This window comes from Pseudoalteromonas sp. ABE4_541, assembly GCF_056312285.1.
In genome coordinates this window covers 1-19,931 of record NZ_JBSVEM010000037.1, presented here as the reverse complement: position 1 = coordinate 19,931, position 19,931 = coordinate 1, and the positions used below count along the sequence as shown (strand labels likewise).

11 protein-coding genes and 3 tRNA genes are annotated in these 19,931 nt (G+C 44.2%); all 14 read left to right on the top strand.

From position 1 onward, the window contains the following. The first annotated feature begins 14 nt into the window (after positions 1-14). A tRNA-Phe gene (locus tag ACW689_RS21165) sits at positions 15-90 on the top strand. A 51-nt stretch (positions 91-141) separates the two neighbouring features. Beyond that, positions 142-217 (top strand) — tRNA-Thr (locus ACW689_RS21160). Positions 218-256: 39 nt separating this feature from the next. Beyond that, positions 257-332, top strand: a tRNA-Phe gene (locus tag ACW689_RS21155). Between the two features lie 361 nt (positions 333-693). After that, complete coding sequence (gene hpf, locus ACW689_RS21150; protein WP_476294355.1) at positions 694-1,050, top strand: ribosome hibernation-promoting factor, HPF/YfiA family; 357 nt, start codon at positions 694-696, stop codon at positions 1,048-1,050. Between the two features lie 97 nt (positions 1,051-1,147). Continuing rightward, positions 1,148-2,065: a glutaminase B gene (glsB, locus tag ACW689_RS21145; protein ID WP_476294353.1), complete on the top strand. Its 918-nt coding sequence runs from the start codon at positions 1,148-1,150 to the stop codon at positions 2,063-2,065. A 400-nt stretch (positions 2,066-2,465) separates the two neighbouring features. Further along, the gene (locus ACW689_RS21140; RefSeq protein WP_476294351.1) at positions 2,466-3,713 is read left to right on the top strand and encodes an SAM-dependent methyltransferase; all 1,248 of its coding nucleotides are present in this window, start codon (positions 2,466-2,468) and stop codon (positions 3,711-3,713) included. A gap of 9 nt (positions 3,714-3,722) precedes the next feature. Then, positions 3,723-4,625 carry a hypothetical protein gene (locus ACW689_RS21135; RefSeq protein ID WP_476294350.1) on the top strand — a complete coding sequence of 301 codons (903 nt, stop codon included), beginning with the start codon at positions 3,723-3,725 and terminating at the stop codon, positions 4,623-4,625. 18 nt (positions 4,626-4,643) lie between these two features. Further along, on the top strand, positions 4,644-5,303 hold the full coding sequence (locus ACW689_RS21130; protein WP_476294348.1) for a phage tail protein: 660 nt from the start codon (positions 4,644-4,646) through the stop codon (positions 5,301-5,303). A gap of 139 nt (positions 5,304-5,442) precedes the next feature. Further along, positions 5,443-14,607, top strand: coding sequence for an Ig-like domain-containing protein (locus tag ACW689_RS21125; protein ID WP_476294346.1), 9,165 nt, complete (start codon positions 5,443-5,445; stop codon positions 14,605-14,607). A gap of 284 nt (positions 14,608-14,891) precedes the next feature. Then, positions 14,892-16,130 carry an SAM-dependent methyltransferase gene (locus tag ACW689_RS21120; RefSeq protein ID WP_476294344.1) on the top strand — a complete coding sequence of 413 codons (1,239 nt, stop codon included), beginning with the start codon at positions 14,892-14,894 and terminating at the stop codon, positions 16,128-16,130. Between the two features lie 12 nt (positions 16,131-16,142). Further along, on the top strand, positions 16,143-17,069 hold the full coding sequence (locus tag ACW689_RS21115; protein ID WP_476294342.1) for a formyltransferase family protein: 927 nt from the start codon (positions 16,143-16,145) through the stop codon (positions 17,067-17,069). Positions 17,070-17,214: 145 nt separating this feature from the next. Next, positions 17,215-17,709: a hypothetical protein gene (locus ACW689_RS21110; protein WP_476294340.1), complete on the top strand. Its 495-nt coding sequence runs from the start codon at positions 17,215-17,217 to the stop codon at positions 17,707-17,709. A 124-nt stretch (positions 17,710-17,833) separates the two neighbouring features. Further along, on the top strand, positions 17,834-18,454 hold the full coding sequence (locus ACW689_RS21105) for a phage tail protein (RefSeq protein ID WP_476294338.1): 621 nt from the start codon (positions 17,834-17,836) through the stop codon (positions 18,452-18,454). Between the two features lie 152 nt (positions 18,455-18,606). Continuing rightward, on the top strand, positions 18,607-19,931 hold a 1,325-nt coding region (locus ACW689_RS21100), incomplete at its 3' end, for a hypothetical protein (protein ID WP_476294336.1).

Here is a 19,931-nt window from a genome sequence, read left to right as displayed (position 1 = left end):
CAGCTCCAAATTTTGCCCAGATAGCTCAGTCGGTAGAGCAGAGGATTGAAAATCCTCGTGTCGGTGGTTCGATTCCGCCTCTGGGCACCATTCTTTTCGATTGTAGCAATCGATAAACCATACGGTTTAAAAAATTCGTGTGCCGACTTAGCTCAGTTGGTAGAGCAACTGACTTGTAATCAGTAGGTCATCCGTTCGACTCGGATAGTCGGCACCATTTCCTCCGCTAGGAATCAAAAAAACAGCTCCAAATTTTGCCCAGATAGCTCAGTCGGTAGAGCAGAGGATTGAAAATCCTCGTGTCGGTGGTTCGATTCCGCCTCTGGGCACCATCCCCTCTCGCTTAGCGCGCATTTTAAAAATACCGTTTCCTACAAAAACACCCATTTCCTACAAAATCTATGGTTTCGTCGCTTATAACTTGAATATTAGAATCGCTATTTAAATGCACTTTTTTACTTTTGTTCATTTGCATTAGCATTTTCATGCTGGTGTTTGGTACGCACATCGGTTTTTTAATTAGACATTTTATTCAAAAGCTTAGAAGTAGCATAGCGTTTTTGAGCTGTTGTCTCAGTTATTGATCCAAAACATTGTTTTCAAATTTATGAAAATTATCTGACATTTTACCCTTGAGGTTTTAGCAAATGGCCTCAATACTGTTAGTGAGGTAAACAAGAAAAGGAAACATGTATGAAGATAAATCTTTCGGGCCACCATGTGGATGTTACAGATGCAGTAAGAGCTCACGTTCAAGAAAAGTTTGCCAAAACAGCGATTCATTTTCCGTCATTACTTGCGCTAGATATCATTATCAGCAAAGAAAATAAAAAGTTTTACACGGAAATATCGACTAAGTATTCAGGTGTTCGCATTGGGGTGAAAGGGGAGGGAGAAGTCATGTACCCGTCTATTGCGAATGCTGCAAAGAAATTAGAAGCCTCACTAAAACATAGAAAAGGGCAGTTAAAAGCAAATTTGCACGATAAACCGGTGAGTACGACACCGGAAATAGCACATGAAATTATTCAAGAAATGGAATTACGCTAGGCAATCAAGCCTAAGTGTTACATAAGCTAAGGGCCTTAACAGGCCCTTTTTTTATGCTAGACTGAGCAACTATTTTGTCGCTAATAAAGTTGTATACATGCCGAACTATCAAGCTGTTTTAGACGCCACTTTTAAACATATTCAACCACTATTGAATCAAGGTGAAGTTGCGAATTACATCCCAGCGCTTGCTGAACAAAAACTGGGTCAATTTGCGATGGCCATTCATGTAAACGGCGATAAAACATACACGGTGGGTGACTGTGAAGCCCGTTTTACCGTGCAATCGGTTTCCAAGGTCATGACGCTCACGATGGCTTTGCAGCGCTATGAAGACGAAATATGGCAACGTGTCGGTAAAGAACCCTCAGGCACTGCATTTAACTCTTTGACTCAATTAGAATTTGAAAATGGCATTCCGCGCAATCCGTTTATTAATGCGGGCGCAATTGTGACTTGTGATGCATTATTTTCTCGTTTAGGTGCACCCATTCATACCATGCTTGAGCAATATCGACGCCAATCGGGAAACGATAAAATAGTGGTTAATAAGCGGGTAGCACAATCAGAGTTTGAGCACCGTTATCGCAATGCCGCGATGGCTTATTTAATGAAGTCCTTTGGGAATTTCAATAATGTGGTTGAAGAGGTGTTATGGTCCTACTTTAATTATTGTGCGATTGAGGTTAATTGTGCAGAGTTAGCGCGCACTTTTTCTTACCTTTCTAATCAGGGGTATTGTGCACAAAGCCAGCAGCAGCTTTTAACTGCGAAGCAAACCAAGCAACTCAACTCCTTGTTGTTTACCAGTGGCCTTTATGATGCAGCGGGTGATTTTGCGTATCGTGTGGGGATGCCTGGCAAGTCAGGTGTATCTGGAGCCATTATTGCTATTGTACCAGGTCAATTTACGGTTGCAGTATGGTCGCCGGGGCTCGATAAAATCGGTAATTCCGTAGCGGGGATCGGTGCGCTTGAGTATGTATCAGAGCAGCTAAACACGGCAATTTTTTAGCTCATACATTTAGTTTTATTGTTTTTCCATGTTGCGACAGGTAGTGAAAGTAAGCGTTGTTTGTTGTCATTTTCGTTACTTTTTAATAAATTACCGATAAATTGTCGGGTTTTATCGATAATTTGTCGTAAGTGTAATGCTATGTAATTGACTTTAATTAAACAATCAGGTCAAATTCGAATCTACTCAAAAGGTCTATTTTTTTTCATACAATTCAAAGTGTTAAGTTGTTGTTAACGGTTTTGGGTCGCTGATACCCTTTAGTTAGAGTTTATACACTATTTTTCTGGGTGTAATTAGAAGCTAAGTTATCGTCCAGCTTAATTGTTGACTATCACTGGAGCACATATAGAGCTTATGAGTTTATCGATAAATTGATATTTGTTTAAGGACTCTGTGCATGGCAAGCAACGGCGAAGTAACTCAAAGTTTGATGGGAACAACACATGAGCTTAGTTCTATCGACCCCAGTCTCGCAAAACTATTAAATCAATCACTGCGTGATAAGCTTAACCGTCAATTAAAAGGTGATGCGTTTGCTAGCTCTGAAGAGTTAATCAACCACTGTTGTAAACTGGTTGAGTGCTTGCTTGCTAAAGCCCAAACCCATGAACAGCTTGTTGCTTGTTTTGCTGATTTTTCACAATCTCTGCTAGAGCTCTATCAAAGTGTAGAGCTTAATGAGCAGGAAACTACGCACTCTTATGTTAACGCCACAGGTTTAGTGATGGCGGTGAAAGATGCAGTCTGCACCGTGAACGACATCTATCGTGTTAAAGCTTTTATCCGAGGCTTGGACAACGCATTGGCGCAAGCAGAGCAGCAAAGCTTGCAACCGTTGCACCTTGTTTATCCCGCTTGTGGGCCGTTTGCACCTCTTGTACTGCCGTTGTTGTGCTATGTCAAAAAACATAACCGTTATCAAAGACCTCTTAAGGTTACGCTTATTGATATTCAGCCTGGCGCTGAAAAGGTGCTTAAGCGTACCGTTGAGCATTTGGGATTAGAACTAAACAATGTGGATGTGCTGTGCATGGATGTTATGGATTACAGGCCGAGCATACCAATTGATATTTTAGTGATTGAAGCAATGCAGCACGGCTTAAGTAAAGAAGGGCACTTGAGCTTTATGTGCCACCTTGCACAATTCTTATCACAGGATGCTTACTTATTGCCGAAGGAAATCGTCGTTGAGGCCATGCTGGCCGTTCCACAGCGAGAGTTTGTAGAGCAATGGCAAGAACAAGAGCGCAGCCACTCCAGTTTTATCAATAAGCAAATTGAAGCTGAACGCATATCACTGGGCTCTATTTTTACGCTTAACCTAGAGACACTAAAACACATGACAACCATGCCACTTGGCAATGGTTTTGATTTGATTGAGGCAGATCAAGTGACGATTCCACACAATGTGGAAGATATGTCTAAGCGTATTTTATTGCTTAGCGCCAAGCTTTATGTAGATGGAAAAGAGCTTGTTGATCAATACGACTCAGGGATCACGCATCCTTTAGCCGACATGTCGGTTTGTATTGATTTTAAACCCAAAGCTTCTGAGCCTGATGACTTATTAGTCAAAGGCGGAGATAGATTGAAGTTTTACTACAAGTTATGCGGTATGCCTGGCTTTTTACCAACAATTGCTTAGGGGAACTGTGTGAAAAAACTCATTTTAATCACTTGCTCAACGTCGGCTGTACCTGCCATTGAATACCTAGCGCAAACAAAGGTACTTGCTGGGATGTTGATCACCCATTGTTCTGAATCTCAGGCGCAGCAATTAACGGCGGTTGCGCAGCATTTTTCCGTGCCATATGCCTATCAAGCAAGATTAGATGCTGACTTTATTAACTCGGCAGAACAAGCTTGGCGGGCGGCTAATTTTGTTAGCTTTCATTTACCTTTTACTCTTTTACAAGAGCTTAACGTTGAGCAAGATATCGTACAGATACAGTTTGGTGAACATAGTAACGCCACGATTGAACATGCTTTGTTTGATGCGATTAAAACGCAAGCCGATAGCTGCGCTTTAATCGTTGCTTCGACCAAGTATATGCGGCGATTAGCTGAGTACCAAGTGACTGTCGAAGATAATGACACTGCAGGTACTTTGCATAAAAAACTGATGACGCAGTTACCTATGGTATTGCAAACGCTTGCGACACAGTTTGACGATTTAGACAAAGCCAAACATAGCTTGTCATTTACACCTCACACACTGCCTCAATTAGACGAGTCTCATTTATTTGCTAATTTACAAACCGACAGCGCACAGCATATTGCCTGCCTCACACGAGCGGCCAACCCCTATTTTGGTGGCGCACGATTACGCATTGGGCAAGTGGTGTGTCAGTTATTGCAAGTAAGTGAAAGTACCCAACCAACCTTTGGCGTTAATGCTGGCACCATTTTAACTGTATCAAAGGCAGGTGGGTTGGTGATTGCACTTTGTAATGAGCAAGCGTTAAAGCTGGATATTGTTAGTAGCAATGAAGGTGTATTTGATGGTTACCGCTTTGCGATGCAGGCCAAACTGCAAGCAGGTATGAATTTAAAATAATAAGGAAGGAAGAAAAATATGAGTGCTGCTCCATTAATTGGCGATATCGAAATGGTGGCATACCGCTATGTGCCACGTGGTTATTATGCGTGTGCTGGAGGGCTTATGTCCGTCGCTAGCGATACGACTTTATTCTCCTTGTTGGGCACAATGTATGGCGGTGATGGCCGCACAACCTTTGCTTTACCGGATTTTCGCGGTCGTACTGCGGTTGGTGATGGGACTGGCCCTGGTTTACAACCCAAAATGCAAGGGAGTTCATATGGTCTTGAATATATTACTTTGGCTCCCTCTCAGCTACCAGCACACAGTCATATAGCCACAGCAAAAGCGGAAGCGAAAACTGCAGTAGCAGGTTTTGCAGGTACCTTAACCGTGAACGCGAAAGAAGGTTTGGGTGATACCGACAATGCGAAAGGGGCCTACTGGGCTACGGGGGAGCTGATCAATGGGTTAGCTAAAACATCCATTAGCAATTCTTATTCAACCACTTCGGATGTGCAAATGGCGGCGGATGCGGTAGAAATCTCAGGATCTTTTCATGACGCACAAACCGCTGTACAGGTGGCAGTGAACGTGCAAGATACCGGTGCATCCTCGCCAATACCCAATGTCCAACCTAGCACAGTCATTAAGTTTGTTATTGCCAATGTGGGTGCGTACCCATCGCGTAGCTAATTGTTTTTTGGGGCGCTTAATACTAAGCGCCTTCTTTATTTTTGATTTGTAGAGGAAATCTATATGTATTTCGGCTGGATGAAGGTGGCCTTCTTTGAGCTCAGCTCTATTAAGCGTGTGTATGAAAAAGGAGGTTTTAATGAACGTTAAACAGATGTTTAATGTATTAAGTGCCTTGATTTTTGCATCAATTTCTCTTGCGGGTAAGGCATACGCAGCGCATACGATCAGTTTTGATGATATCGGTGTAACGGACTCAGGTGGTCCAGGGTTTAGAACCTTGACGGACCATAGGGGTTATTTGGTACCCAACAGTTTACAAGATTATGGTCTTGCAAGTATTAACCCTTATATTGAGGGGTCACCACAAACTTTTATATTTAAAGCCGACGGCGACAAAGTGACACACTTTGATGTCATGGACATGAAAATTCATGCTTATAACACAGTAAATGTACAACTCACTTCAGCGACGAAAGTTGTATTTAAAAATGCCAGTGGCGATACGCTTTCAACGCTTAAATTATCGGCTCAGACTAAGCTTTCAAACAGCAGCACGGCAGGTTTAGCTGACCTATTTGGTTCTTTCGACCCGGTTACTGGCGTTTCTTCTATCGAATTTACAGTATTTGAATCGGGTACAGGGAATAATATTTTTAACGTCTCATTCCTTAGTTTGGTGGTTGATAATGTCAATGCGCAATCTGACACCACGCCACCGGTTATCTCTTCTGTTGCTGTGTCTGGCACGCCAAGCGCAAATGCATCCTCGATTGCTTTTGATTACACCTATGACGCAATACCCGCGAAGTATGAGCTCAGTGATTTTGAGCTTGTTACTACGGGTACGGTAAATGCAGAGTTAGAATATTTTTCAACTTATTCTGAAAATTCTCAAATTTTGAGTGTGTGGGTAAATGTCAAATCAGGTAAAGGGACAGTCGGTGTTCGACTCAAATCGGATAACTCACTAGAGGATGCCGCAGGTAATGGCGGTGGTAATAACGGATATACAACGCCGTACTCATCACAGGTAACGCATACCGTTGATAGAGACAAACCTTCGGTGACTAATGTTTCTTCGTCTCCAGATGGTACGTTTATTGTTGATGACCAAATCGATATAGCGGTGACATTTGATGAAGCAATTACAGTAACAGGTACACCAAAACTGGCATTAGAAACAGGCGCAGTTGACCGTGAGGCCGTTTTCAGCAGTGTGTCTGACAAGACTGCGACGTTTGTTTATACCGTCCAAGCTGGCGATAGCAATGCAGATCTCAGTTACACTTCTACCTCTGCTTTGTCGCTATCAGGTGGTACAATTAAAGACTCGGCAGGTAATGATGCAACACTGACTCTGGCGGCGCCAGGCGCGGCTAACTCATTGTCTGCAAATGCCGCTATTGTCATTGATGGTGTGGTGCCAACGGTGACCAACGTATCTTCATCAACCGACAATGGTGCGTATAAGGCAGGAGATAACATCGGAGTTACCGTGACGTTGGATAAAGTCGTGACTGTGACTGGTACGCCGACGATTAGATTAGAAACTGGTACCACAGACAGAGTCGCAAGTTATGTCAGTGGCTCGGGCACAAATGCTCTACATTTCCAGTACACCGTACAAGCAGGTGATATCAGTAGTGACTTGGCTTATGTGAGTACGTCTGCTTTGTCATTGGCGGGTGGTACAATTTCAGACTCTAGTGGCAATAATGCTGCGTTGACGTTACCCACACCTGGTGGAAGCCTGTCACTGTCGGCCAATAGCAACATTGTGATTGATACCATTACACCTGCTGTTTCGAGTGTTTCCTCCTCAAAAGCCGATGGTACCTATAAAGCGGGTGATGAAATTGCGATTCAGGTGACGTTTTCTGAAAATATCTTTGTAACAGGCACGCCCACTTTAACGCTTGAAACGGGTGGTACAGACAGAATTGTAAACTTCACGTCGGTATCAGATTCGGTCATTACCTTTAACTATACCGTTCAATCTGGGGATGTTAGTAGTGATTTAAGCTATATATCGACAACTGCATTAAGCCTCAACGGTGGCACAATTAAAGATGCGGTGGGCAATGATGCAACATTGACTCTAGCGACTCCAGGAGCCGCTAACTCGCTCTCAGCCAACAAGGCGTTAGTGATTGATGGTGTTGCACCAAGCATTAACACTGCGGGTTCTTCTACCGCCAATAGTGGTTTTGGCGTTTCAGCAAGCGGTGACTTAACGCTTAAGTTCTCTGAAGCGATGAAGCTAGGCACGAGTGGCTCCATCACGTTAGTGGATAGTAACGGCAATGTGATTGAAACCTTTGCTGTTGATAGTACTCAGATCAGCTTATCGGGTGACACCCTAACCATTAATCCAAGCGCTAATTTGTCAGCGGGTGTGGGCTATGCTGTGCGTATGGACGCAGGCTTTGTAACCGATGAAAGCGGCAATGCCTTTGCGGGCTTCAGCGATAACTCAGGTTTTGCCTTTACGGTAGCACCGAATGTTGAGCTGAGCGTTGATAACAGTACCATCCTTGAAAAAGCAGGCGAGGCAACTGTGACGCTTGCCCTCAAAGATGCCTCAGGTAATGCTGTAACCGCAACCAATGCAGTAACGGTTAGTATCGATATCACAGGTACGGCAACAGGCTCAGGTACTGACTACAGTGTGTCTGACAATGTTAGTAACAGCGTGACGATTGCAGCGGGCACTTCTTCTCAAACCTTTAAAGTAACCGCGGTGGATGACAGTGTTATTGATGATAATGAAACTGTGATCATCGATATTTCAGCAGTTACAACCAACAACGCGGTTGAGTCTGGTACACAAACAGTGACTATCACGCTGGATGAAAATGACGCGCCCGCGTTTGCAGCTCTTGATGGCACGCCGGCGTTTACTGAAAATGGCTCAGCAGTCGTATTAGATGCCAATGTGACCATATCAGATACTGAATTGGATGCACTTAACAGCAATAGTGGTAATTATGATGGTGCGAGCCTGACGATTGCTCGAAACGGTGGTGCGAGTGCTAGCGATGTGTTTGCCAACACCGGTTCGTTAGGGGCATTAGTTCAAGGTCAAAATGTTGAGTACAGCAGTGTTGCCGTTGGTACGGTTACCACCAATAGTGCGGGTACTTTAAAGCTGACTTTCAACAGCAATGCCACAACGTCAATTGTTGCAGGTGTACTGCAAAGTATCACCTATTCAAATAGCTCAGAAGCGCCAGGCTCATCGGCAACACTTGCATGGACATTTAATGATGGTATCGCAAGTAGTACGGGTACAAACCAAACGGTTGTTAGCATTACTGAAGTGAACGATGCACCGACGTTAGATGATACGCAAACCCCAGTCTTTACAACGATTATTGAAGATATCTCAAATACCAATAATGTGGGTGTTGATATTGCCTCGTTGGTGGTAGATAACTCAATCGGTGATGCAGATGGTAATGCAGTTGAAGCCATTGCGGTGGTGAGTGTTGATAACACCCATGGGTTTTGGCAGTTCAGCCTTAATAACGGTGATAGCTGGCGTAACTTTTCTAGTGTAACTGGTGGTGTTCGTGATATGAGCACGGCTGCATGGTTGCTCGATGGTACACTCAGTGGCGCTAATACGCATAAAGTCCGTTTTGTACCAGAGGCAAACCACCATGGCTCATCGAGCTTAACGTTTGTGGCATGGGATAAATCGTCAGGTAACGCGGGGTGGATAGCCAATGCGAGCACAACCGGGGGCACCAGTGCGTTTTCCAGTGCGTCAGACACTGCAGTGATCACGATTTCATCGGTCAATGACGCCCCAACGATTGCCACCAATACTGGCGTGACCTTGGCTGAAGGGGGCACTGCAACGATTTATAACAATCACCTCAATGAAGGTGATGTGGATGATTCGAACACAGGGTTAACTTATACTGTGACCACAGCACCGAGCAATGGTACGTTGTTTGTGGATGCGAATAATAATGACACATTGGATGCGGGCGAAGCGCGCAGTGTGAATGGCACTTTCACTCAGCAAGATATCAACAATGGCAACCTGATGTATCTGCACAACAGCAGCGATACCACATCAGGTAGCTTTGTATTTACCCTTGCAGATGGTGGAGAAGATAGTGCTGCGCCGCTTACAGGACAAACTTTCAACTTCACCGTAACCCCTGTAAACGATGCAATTTCAGTAACTACACCGCCAACAGATGTTGCAGTAACAGAGGATGCGAGTTCAAACCTAGATCTATCTGCTTTGACGCTGATTGACTCAGACAGTAGCAATGTCACGTTGACAATTTCCGTGGATAACGGCCAGTTTGGTTCGCCTGTAGATGGCTCGGGGCAAGGTGTTACGGCAAGCCTGTCGCAAGACGGTAAAACCATTACACTCACAGGCTCGCCAAGCGCCATTGATACCTATCTGAATACGGCTTCAAACTTGACGTATACCGGTGTGAGTGACAGCCAGGGTGATAACCAAGCGACCATTACCATTACGGGTAACGATAATAACGGCTCAGGCTCAGTGCAATTGGCAACGGTCAACATTGATATTACCGATGTCAACGATGCGCCCGTTATCAATAACTTAAATGGTGAGCAGTTTGATTACAACGCCTCAGCGCAAAGCTTTGTGATTGTGAACCAAAACAGTGCAGTAACGGTAACCGATATTGATACCGATACGTTCAACGGTGGTGTGTTAACGGTATCGATTGCCAATGGCGCACAAACTGCGGAAGATGTTTTAGCCATTGATGACAGCAGCGCTGAAATCTCACTCAACAATGGTCAGGTTGAATATAACCAAACTAGTGTGGGGAGTTATACCGGTGGTAGCAATGGCAATAACCTGGTTATTACCTTCAACAGCAACGCCACCAATTCCATTGTGGCAGCGGTTATCAATGCCATTGAATATGATAATAGCCAAGACTCAGCAGGGACTGCGGGTGATCGAGTGGTGCGTTTTGTACTAACCGATGGTGAAGGCGGTACATCAGCCAATGCCGATGTCACTATTAACTTAACGGTTAATACTACACCTACTTTGAGCTTAGCAACCACACTAAACTACACCGAGAATAACGCAGCAACTATGCTTGACAGCCAAGCAACAGCCAATGACGCGGATGGTGACGCAAACTGGCAAGGTAACGGCGCTAAGCTGGTTGCATCAATTTCAAGTAATGGTTTGGCTGAAGATATCCTCAGTATCAATACAGGTGGTGATTTTGGTATTAACAATGGCCAGTTGAGTTATCAAAACACGGTGATTGGTACCCTTGACGAGACAAGTGGCACTGCCAATGATGGTGTTGTGACTGGCAGCGATACGCTAACCGTTAACTTAACTGCAGGCAATAATGCGATAGTTCAAGCGCTGGTAAGGGCTCTTAGCTATGAAAATAGCTCAGATAAGCCTTCTACAGAAGCAAGAAATGTCAAAGTTCAACTGACGGATACGCTTGCAGGCACGGTATCTGAGTCCATTAGTGTCGTTGTGAAAGCCGTGAATGATGCACCGACTATCTCGGGTTCACCTGTTGTTACTGTCGCGCAAGGAGAAGCCTATGGTTTTACCGCCGTTGGTAAAGATGTTGACTCAACGGTGCTGTCTTATTCAATGACGAATAATCCTAAGTGGTTAAGTATTGATAAGAATACAGGGCAATTAAGTGGTACGCCGCAAAATGCGGATGTGGGAACGACTCAAGGTATCGTCATTAATGTTTCGGATGGCGAATTAACAGCGAGTTTGAGTGCTTTTGATTTAGTTGTCACGAACGTGAATGATGCCCCTACCATTACAGGTTCACCAAAAACCAGTGTGGATGAGCGTCAGTTGTACACCTTTACGCCGAAGGCAAGTGATATTGATGGTGATAGGTTAACCTTTAGCATTAGCAACAAGCCAACTTGGTTGAACTTTAATACATCAACGGGTGCGCTTTCTGGTATACCGGCTCAAAGCAATGTGGGTAGCGAAAGTAACATCGTGATCACTGTGTCTGATGGTCAGCTACAAGCCAGTCTGCCTGCTTTCTCGGTGCAAGTGTTGAACGTAAATGATGCGCCGACTATTTCAGGCCAACCAGCCAGCTCTGTGGTTGAGGGTGATAGCTACAGCTTTACTCCAGTCGCCACAGATATTGATAGTCAAAACTTGACCTTCAGTATTGAAAACAAACCTACTTGGGCGTCGTTTAACACGCAAACGGGTGAGTTATCTGGTACTCCGACGGGTGATGATGTAGGCCTGACCGCGAATGTATCAATTAGTGTGTCTGATGGTGAGTTATCAGCTTCGTTAAAACCATTTAACCTCACCGTGAATGTGCGTAATACAGCGCCAAAAGCTAGCCCACAAACGGTACAAGTAGATGAAGATGGTCGAATTAGCATTATCGCGACAGTGAGTGATGAGCAAAACGATAAACTCACGTTGACCTTACAAACGCCGCCACAAAATGGCGCTCTAGTTGCGACCGATACAGGCTGGGTATATACACCAAATGTGAACTTTAATGGACAAGATGGTTTTACCTACATTGCCAATGACGGAGAACTAACCTCAGAGGTTGCATTGGTGACTGTGACGGTTAATCCAGTTAATGATGCTCCAACAGCACAAGATGACAGCATTACATTGACTAAAACAGCAAATGATAGCTACACGCTTGCTGTATTAGGTAACGATGCGGATATCGACGGTGATGCACTGCGTATTGAAGGGGTTACGGCGAGCATTGGTAATGCTACCGCTAATGATTCATCTATAAGTTATCAAGCTCCTACGGGTTACATCGGTTCTGTGTCGCTGTCTTATTCTGTGACGGACGGTAAGAAAGGACGCGCCAGCGCCAAAGTGAATCTGTTGATTGAAGGTAACCGTAATACTCAAGCGCCAACGCTGACGGTACCTGCGGATCTCACCATCAATGCAACGGGCCTATTTACCAAAGTAAACTTAGGCGTTGCTTCTGCTAAAGATGCACAAGGCAATGTATTGCCAGTATCCTTGGTAGATTCACAAACGGTATTTGCACCAGGCAAGCACAATGTATATTGGCGTACCGAAGATAGTGCTGGCCTTGAAACCATTGCACAGCAAGTCTTGAATGTTCAACCGCTGATTTCACTTAGCAAAGATCAAGTGGTTTCGGAAGGTTCTACCGTGACGATACAAGTGCTTCTAAATGGACCTTCGCCGACTTATCCATTAGAAGTAGGCTACACCATCAGTGGTTCTGCGTCACAAAATGACCATACAGCACAAAGTGGTACTGTGACTATTCATAGTGGAACACAAGCCAACATCGTTTTTGATGTGACACTTGATGAGGTCGCAGAGTCAGAGGAAACCGTCATTGTGACATTGGCCTCAGATCTGAACTTAGGTAGCAAGCAGCAAACGACAATCCGTATTCGCGAAAGCAATATTGCACCTACGTTGAGCTTAAACGTGCAACAGCAAGATGAAGCGCGTATGACGGTAAGCCAAGCTGATGGACTTGTCACGATCACAGCAACGGCGAAAGATGCTAACACCAGCGATAAACTGGCACTTAGCTGGTTATCAGACTTAAGCAACCTTGGTACAGAACAAAACAGTTTTGTGTTTGACCCAACGGCTGTTTCACTGGGCGTGTATGCGATAAAAGCCATTGCAACTGACAGCGGTTCACCAGCTCTGAGCGCGACAGAAACCGTTTATGTTGAAGTTATCGAGCGTCTGGCAGGTTTGGCAGATGTCGATACGGATGGTGATTTAATCCCTGATAGTGAAGAAGGTTACAAAGACACTGATGGTGATGGCATCGCTGATTACTTAGATGCGATTGATGAATGTAATGTTGTGCCTGCACAGGTTAACAACCAAAAAGCATTCCTAGCCGAAGGTGATCCGGGCGTTTGTTTACGTCGTGGTGCAGTTGCTGCACTCAGTAACACGGGCGGTTTACAATTAGAATCGGATCAACAGCAAGGGATTGTGAGTGATACGCAGGCTAAAAACGTCGGTGGTATTTTTGACTACATTGCTTATGGCTTACCAGAGCAAGGCCAAAACTATAACTTGGTGCTGCCACAGCAATTACCCATTCCAGCCAATGCTGTATATCGTAAGTACACGCAAGCAAAAGGGTGGGGTGAGTTTGTTGAAGACGAGAACAACCAAGTGTTCAGTACCGCTGGTGAGTTTGGTTATTGTCCTCCTCCGGGCGATGCAATATGGCAACCAGGCTTAACCGAAGGGCATTGGTGTGTTCAGCTAGTAGTACAAGATGGTGGACCGAACGATGCGGACGGTGAAGCGAACGGGACTGTTGTTGACCCAAGTGGTGTGGCGGTTTACGTAACTGATAATGCCGAACCAATCGCAAATGAAGATAGCGCTAGCCTATCTTGGAATAGCAGTATAGAAATCGACGTATTAGCGAATGATACTGATGCTGATAGCGATAACTTAGCATTGTCACAAGTATCCGCTCAGTTTGGTGAGGTTGTTATCACAGCGCAACAAACGCTGAAGTACACGGCGGCTGACAACTTTGTGGGTGCGGATGTGATTACTTACAGCATCACCGACGGTCAAGGTGGCACGGCACATAGCCAAGTTACAGTTGAAGTGATTGGTAATCGTGCACCATTGGTACAAGGTGAGCAAGTGACAGCGCTTCATCATAAGGCGACTACGATAGATGTCTTAGCAAATGACACTGACCCTGATGGCGATAGCTTAACTGTGAGCTCGGCAACAGCGAGTAACGGTGAAGTGACGATAATTGAAGGCGGTAAACTGAGCTATGTTTCTAACGTAGGGTTTTCTGGAGTTGATACGGTTAACTATATCGTGATTGACGAGCAAGGCGGAAGCAGCAATGGCTCGGTACAAGTACAGGTTACTGCAAACCGTTTACCAGTGGCACAATCAGATGTTGCCCAAGTTAATACAGGAGCAAGTATCAATATTGATGTTTTAGCCAACGATAGTGACGTTGACGGCGATGAGCTGACGATTATAGAAGCTTCTGCATCACAAGGTAGTGTAAGTATTCAACAAGGAACAGTGCTGGTTTACAAAGCAAAAGCAGGGTTTACTGGAACTGATACTATCAGCTATACGATAAGTGATGGTTATGGTTCACCAGTGAAAAGCACCGTGAATGTGACTGTAATAGCCACTGGAACACATGTTGATGGTCAAGGTGGTAAATCTTCAGGAGGTGCGCTTATGTGGTTGTACGTGCTGATGGGGATTGCAGCCCTAAGAAGGCGTTCACTAAAAAGATAAACTTCTACAATTTTACTCTTTGAGTTTGAAGAGGGCTGGGTATTAATCCAGCCCTTTTTTTATGCGCAAAAAAGCTTGGCGTTTAAATTCTGCAAGTGGTGAAAATAGAATCAATTTTTATTTATATACGCGTACATTTGTGGGGGTAATTGCAGCTTGTTTTTGATTAAAAATTTAGCGCTTTATTTTTGCGTGTCTAAACTTGTGAGGATACAGCAATGAATACAGACTGAATCTTGCCGTAATATGTTTTAGTCAAGGACCTTTGGAGCTAGGTAGCAATAATGGAAAAACAACAAGCACATAGTGATGTCTCATTGGGATATGCTGACCCTCACATTGATGAGTTGCTTAAATACTCAATTCGAACGCAACTCGAATCTTTATTGAAGTCCCAAACCTCTGTTGAGCAAAGACAAAAGTTATTGCAGAAAAGTTTTGTTGATGCCATGAATTTAGTGTTGAGTGACAATAAAACTGAGCATCAAACCCTCGTTAAAGCCTTTGAAAATATGTACGACCAAGCAGTGCAGTCAATGGCGATGGCGGAGCTCAGTCAAGAGCTACTGACTCGCCAATACATTTCCTCCACAGGCCTGATTATGTCACCCCATAATTGTAAGCATACGATAAAAGATGTTTATCGTATAAAGGGGTATGCACGGGGCGTTAATCAGGCTATTCAAGGTAAGCTGGAACACAAGCAATCTATTACCATTTTATATCCGGCCTGTGGGCCTTTTGCTCCGCTTATTTTACCTTTACTGAGTTATTACAAAGATACGCAAACCTATAGTGCGAAGCAGCTTCAAGTTATGTTGGTTGATGTTCATCCTGGTGCCGTCATAACGTTGCGTCAATTGGTGAAAGACTTGCAGTTAGAAGACTATATTTCGTTAATTGAAGAAGCCGATGCTACAAAATTTTCGCCCGATGTAGGTATTGATTTATTAGTGCTAGAAGCCATGCAACATGGCTTTACCAAAGAAGGCCAATTGAGTATTGCCAAACATTTAGTGCAGTTTCTCAATATAGATGGCTGGATGATCCCACAAAATGTGTCCATTCGAGGCATGATGGTGATAGGTGAAACTGAGTTTAATCAACAATGGAGAGAAGTGGATTACAGCCACTCTCAGAATATGACTAACTTTGCTCAACAAGACAGAATTGAGCTTGGAGAAATACTGAGTATTAATAAATCCAGCCTGTTAAGTATGCAGATAATGGAATTAGAAGACGGGGTCAGTGTGATCCCTGTTAATCAGGTCACATTTCCAACTGGTGTAGAAGACATGCATAAGCGCTTTTTAGCTATTTACACGCATATTGATACATTTGCAGAAGAGGCAATAGGGCAATATGACTCAGGGATAACGCACCCTAAACCCGACATGAGTATATACGTGGATAGTAAGCCTCGTGAGATTGAGCATACTCACTTTGTGGCCAATAGTGGTGATACCGTACAATTTTACTACCAATTGAGCGGTTTACCTGGTTTTGTGCCAGTGAAAGTGTAGGGAGACTTGGCTATGCAAAAGTTTGCCCTTTTCACAGGCAGTTGCCAAAGTATGCCAGCCATTCAATATTTAATGCAGGTTGGAAAGTTAGCATGTGTTGTACTCATTGAGGCACAACCAAATCCAGACTTGGCCCAATTACAGTATTGGCTGCAACAAAACCGTATTAATACACTGCAATATCAAAAAAATAACGAATCCGAGTTAATAGCGCAGCTCGATGCGCTCGAAGTTAATCATGGCTTGATATACATGTTTAGGCACAAGATAAAGCCTGCTCTAGTCCAGTATTTTGCACAGAAGCTGGTAAATATTCACCCCAGTCCTTTGCCTGATTATCGTGGGCCGTGGCCCTTGTATTGGCAGTTACGAAATGGTGAAGAAACAACGCGTCTTACATTACATCAGGTAGATGAACATATTGATAGTGGTGATGTTGCCAATGACATAGGGATTGATATCGCAATTCACCCATTTGACACGATGAGCTGCGTTCAGCAAAAGGTAGCACAAGCCCTGCCTGTTCTTATCAACAATTATTGCCAAGCGATTGAAGAGCAATCGCTTAGTTGGCAAAAGCAAGTTGAACCTAGCGAAAAATATGCTCCCTCGGTGAGTGAAGTTCAACTCAATGTAAACTGGCAAAAGCAAACCACAAAGCAAATAACTAATATGGCCCGAGCAGGCAATGTGGATACTGGGTGTGCCATTTTTTCTGTGGGTCAAGACAGGTTTCAACTGCTGCAAGCTAGTGGTGTGTCCTGTGATATTAACGGGATAAGGCCTGGAGCAGTGATTGAGTTGGATCGGCAGCGTGGATTGATTATTAAAACCGCTGATGGGGCAGTTCGCCTTGATGTAATTGGCACACAACAAGGGCTATTTGATGGCTACCGATTTGCTGTTTTATTTGGTTTAGAAGCCGGTTTGACGCTGTAGGTGGTTATAACGCAGTTAACCTAGTTTCAGCGGCTTCTATAGTGGGAAAGCAAGGTAAGGAAAAGCGATAAATAGTTGTGTGTGAGTGTTATCGTTTTTTAGTTAATACACTGCTTTGAAATTTACTTCAGATGCGAGTTAACGAATGAAGATAAACGTAGAGATCACCAATCAATACGGATACAACTTGGCGATGTATCCCTATAACAATGGCGAGGTGCCTTCCAATGAATCAGCCAAAATTGTCGGCAAAGTTGAAGGGACAGGGTCTTTAAGTGTGGCATGCTCAGAGTCAGCAATAATAGATATTCCTGGTATGGGGAGTTTGCTTATTCAGTTTATGGGAGAGCAAAAGTTGTCTGAGTATCATGACAAATTCTGCGAGCACCCTGATGAGTTTGATCAATGCGAACAAATGGTATTGATCCGCTATAAAACCTCTGAATTGTACTGGCGTTTTTCCAACTCAGAAAGCAATGCAGAGATAGCGTTGAGTGTGAATGACGTTGGGACAGTATGTTTAGGCAAAATCTCTGTTGGCAGTGTTCGGCAAGTTGCTTTGCCTGAGTTGTTTATTCCGCCGGTATTCTTGGTGAACCCGATGGCTGAAATGCAAGGCGACGCGGAACAACCTGAGTAGACAAGCAGTATCTAGTGTGAGCAAGTAAAAATACTTTAAATTAAATAGTTGGTGTGGCACACGAGTGAGGTTTAGTAGTCCGAATGTCACCGATAAGCAATATATAAAATAAAGAGGACTAATCATGTCTGCAGATTCATATATCGGAACAATGAGACCTTTTGGCGGTACTTTTGCGATAAGAGATTGGGCAATATGTTCAGGGCAGCTAATGGCAATTTCTGAAAATACATCGCTCTTTTCTTTAATTGGCGACATCTATGGCGGAGATGCACGTACTACTTTTGGCATACCGGATTTACGAGGCCGCAGTCCTGTTGGATTAGGAACGATGCCTGGGGGCAGAACTTATCAATTAGGCATGCGTTTTGGTTTGGAAGACATTGCGTTGAATTCTCTACAGTTGCCACAGCATACTCACACAGCGACATTTGTGCCCTCTGGTGGAGGGAGTGGTGTAACGGGGTCTTTGCAAGCTGCAACAAATAACGCGAATACGAGCACTCCTGACGCGACAAGCTACCTCGCGGGTAATCCGAATACCCCAATGTATTACAAACAGCAGGGCCTATCTCCTGCACCCACATTAACGCCTATAGAAGGATTGAGCATTGATGGTGGCGGCTCAGGCGGCAGTGTTGTGGTCAGTGAAACAGGCTCTTCTCATAGCTTTAGCATTATTAACCCGCTGCAAGTTGTCAATTGGCAAATAGTTTTGGTCGGGATCTACCCTTCACGTAGTTGATAGGTGAGGAGCAGGCTCTGTGGCTATGGTTACAGTTATAGGGCCTGTTTGTCGAGTATTTCGATGTACAAGACGTTTGAATTAAACATGGTTCAACAGCTTTTCAATGGAAACGCTAGTGAATTTTGGCTCCCAAGTTATTTGGAGTAAATATGAAGTTGAATCGGATTAAAGCTAACATCAAAGGCTTGCTACTTATTGGTCTATCTGTGACTAGTCTATCGGTTTCGGCGATTTCTATAGATTATAAGGTGAAATCGGGCAGTGGTGTTGCGAATATATCTCATACAGATAGCTCAGTTACATACTTGCTTGATTCAGGTACCGCTACTTCATATACGTCATCTACGATGACCGTTTATGGCGGCACGGCAGCGGCATCCGATACTTATATTAATGGGACTCCGAATGCTACGGCAGGTGGGTATATATTTTATACCAGCGATTCTAATAATAACTTTAGCTTTGATTCAATCTCCATTTATCCTAACTTGCAGATTGCAAACAATAATTACGAAATTCGCTTAAAAGGGTACGACGGTGGTACGTCTGCAACACCGGTGACAGCGACTATTACTGTACCTCAAGGAAACGCTACGGATGTCTTTACTATTACCAGAGGCTCTGACTTCTCAGGTAGTGACTGGCAAAATGTTGATACCGTAGTGCTGGAATTTTATGACACATTTAATAGTGTTTATGATAACCGATTTGCCGTAGATACGATTACGGTGACTGCTGCAGTGGCTTCCGATAGCACGGCACCCACAATCAGCCAAGTTACAGCGGTTACTACGCCAACGAATGACAATACACCTAACTATACTTTCACCACTGATGAAGCAGGTACCTTGTCAATGGGGGGGAGTTGTGGCACATCAACCTCAACGACCATTAGTAGCACTGGCAATCAAACCATTACCTTAACTCAAACAGATAACTCAACGGCCTTAGCTGATGGTACGTACAGTAATTGTACGGTTACCGTGACTGATGCAGCTGCTAATGCCAGCACAGCTTTGAGTATTTCAAGTTTTACCATTGATACAACCGGGCCGACTTTAGCACAAGTCACCGCAGTGACAACGCCTACCAATGATACAACGCCAAACTATACCTTTAGTACAACCGAAACTGGGACTTTATCAGTCGGCGGGAGTTGTGGCACGTCCAGCTCGACGACCATCAGTAGTACCGGCAATCAAACTATAACTTTGACTCAAACTGATAACTCAACGGCTTTAGCTGATGGCACATACAGTAACTGTACGATCACCGTGACAGACTCCTTAGGCAACGCCAGCAGTGCTTTGAGCATTTCTAGTTTTACCATCGACAGTACCGCACCGACTTTAGCACAAGTCACCGCAGTGACAACGCCTACCAATGATACAACGCCAAACTATACCTTTAGCACAACTGAGACGGGTACTCTATCTGTTGGTGGCAGTTGTGGTACGTCTAGCTCAACGACCAT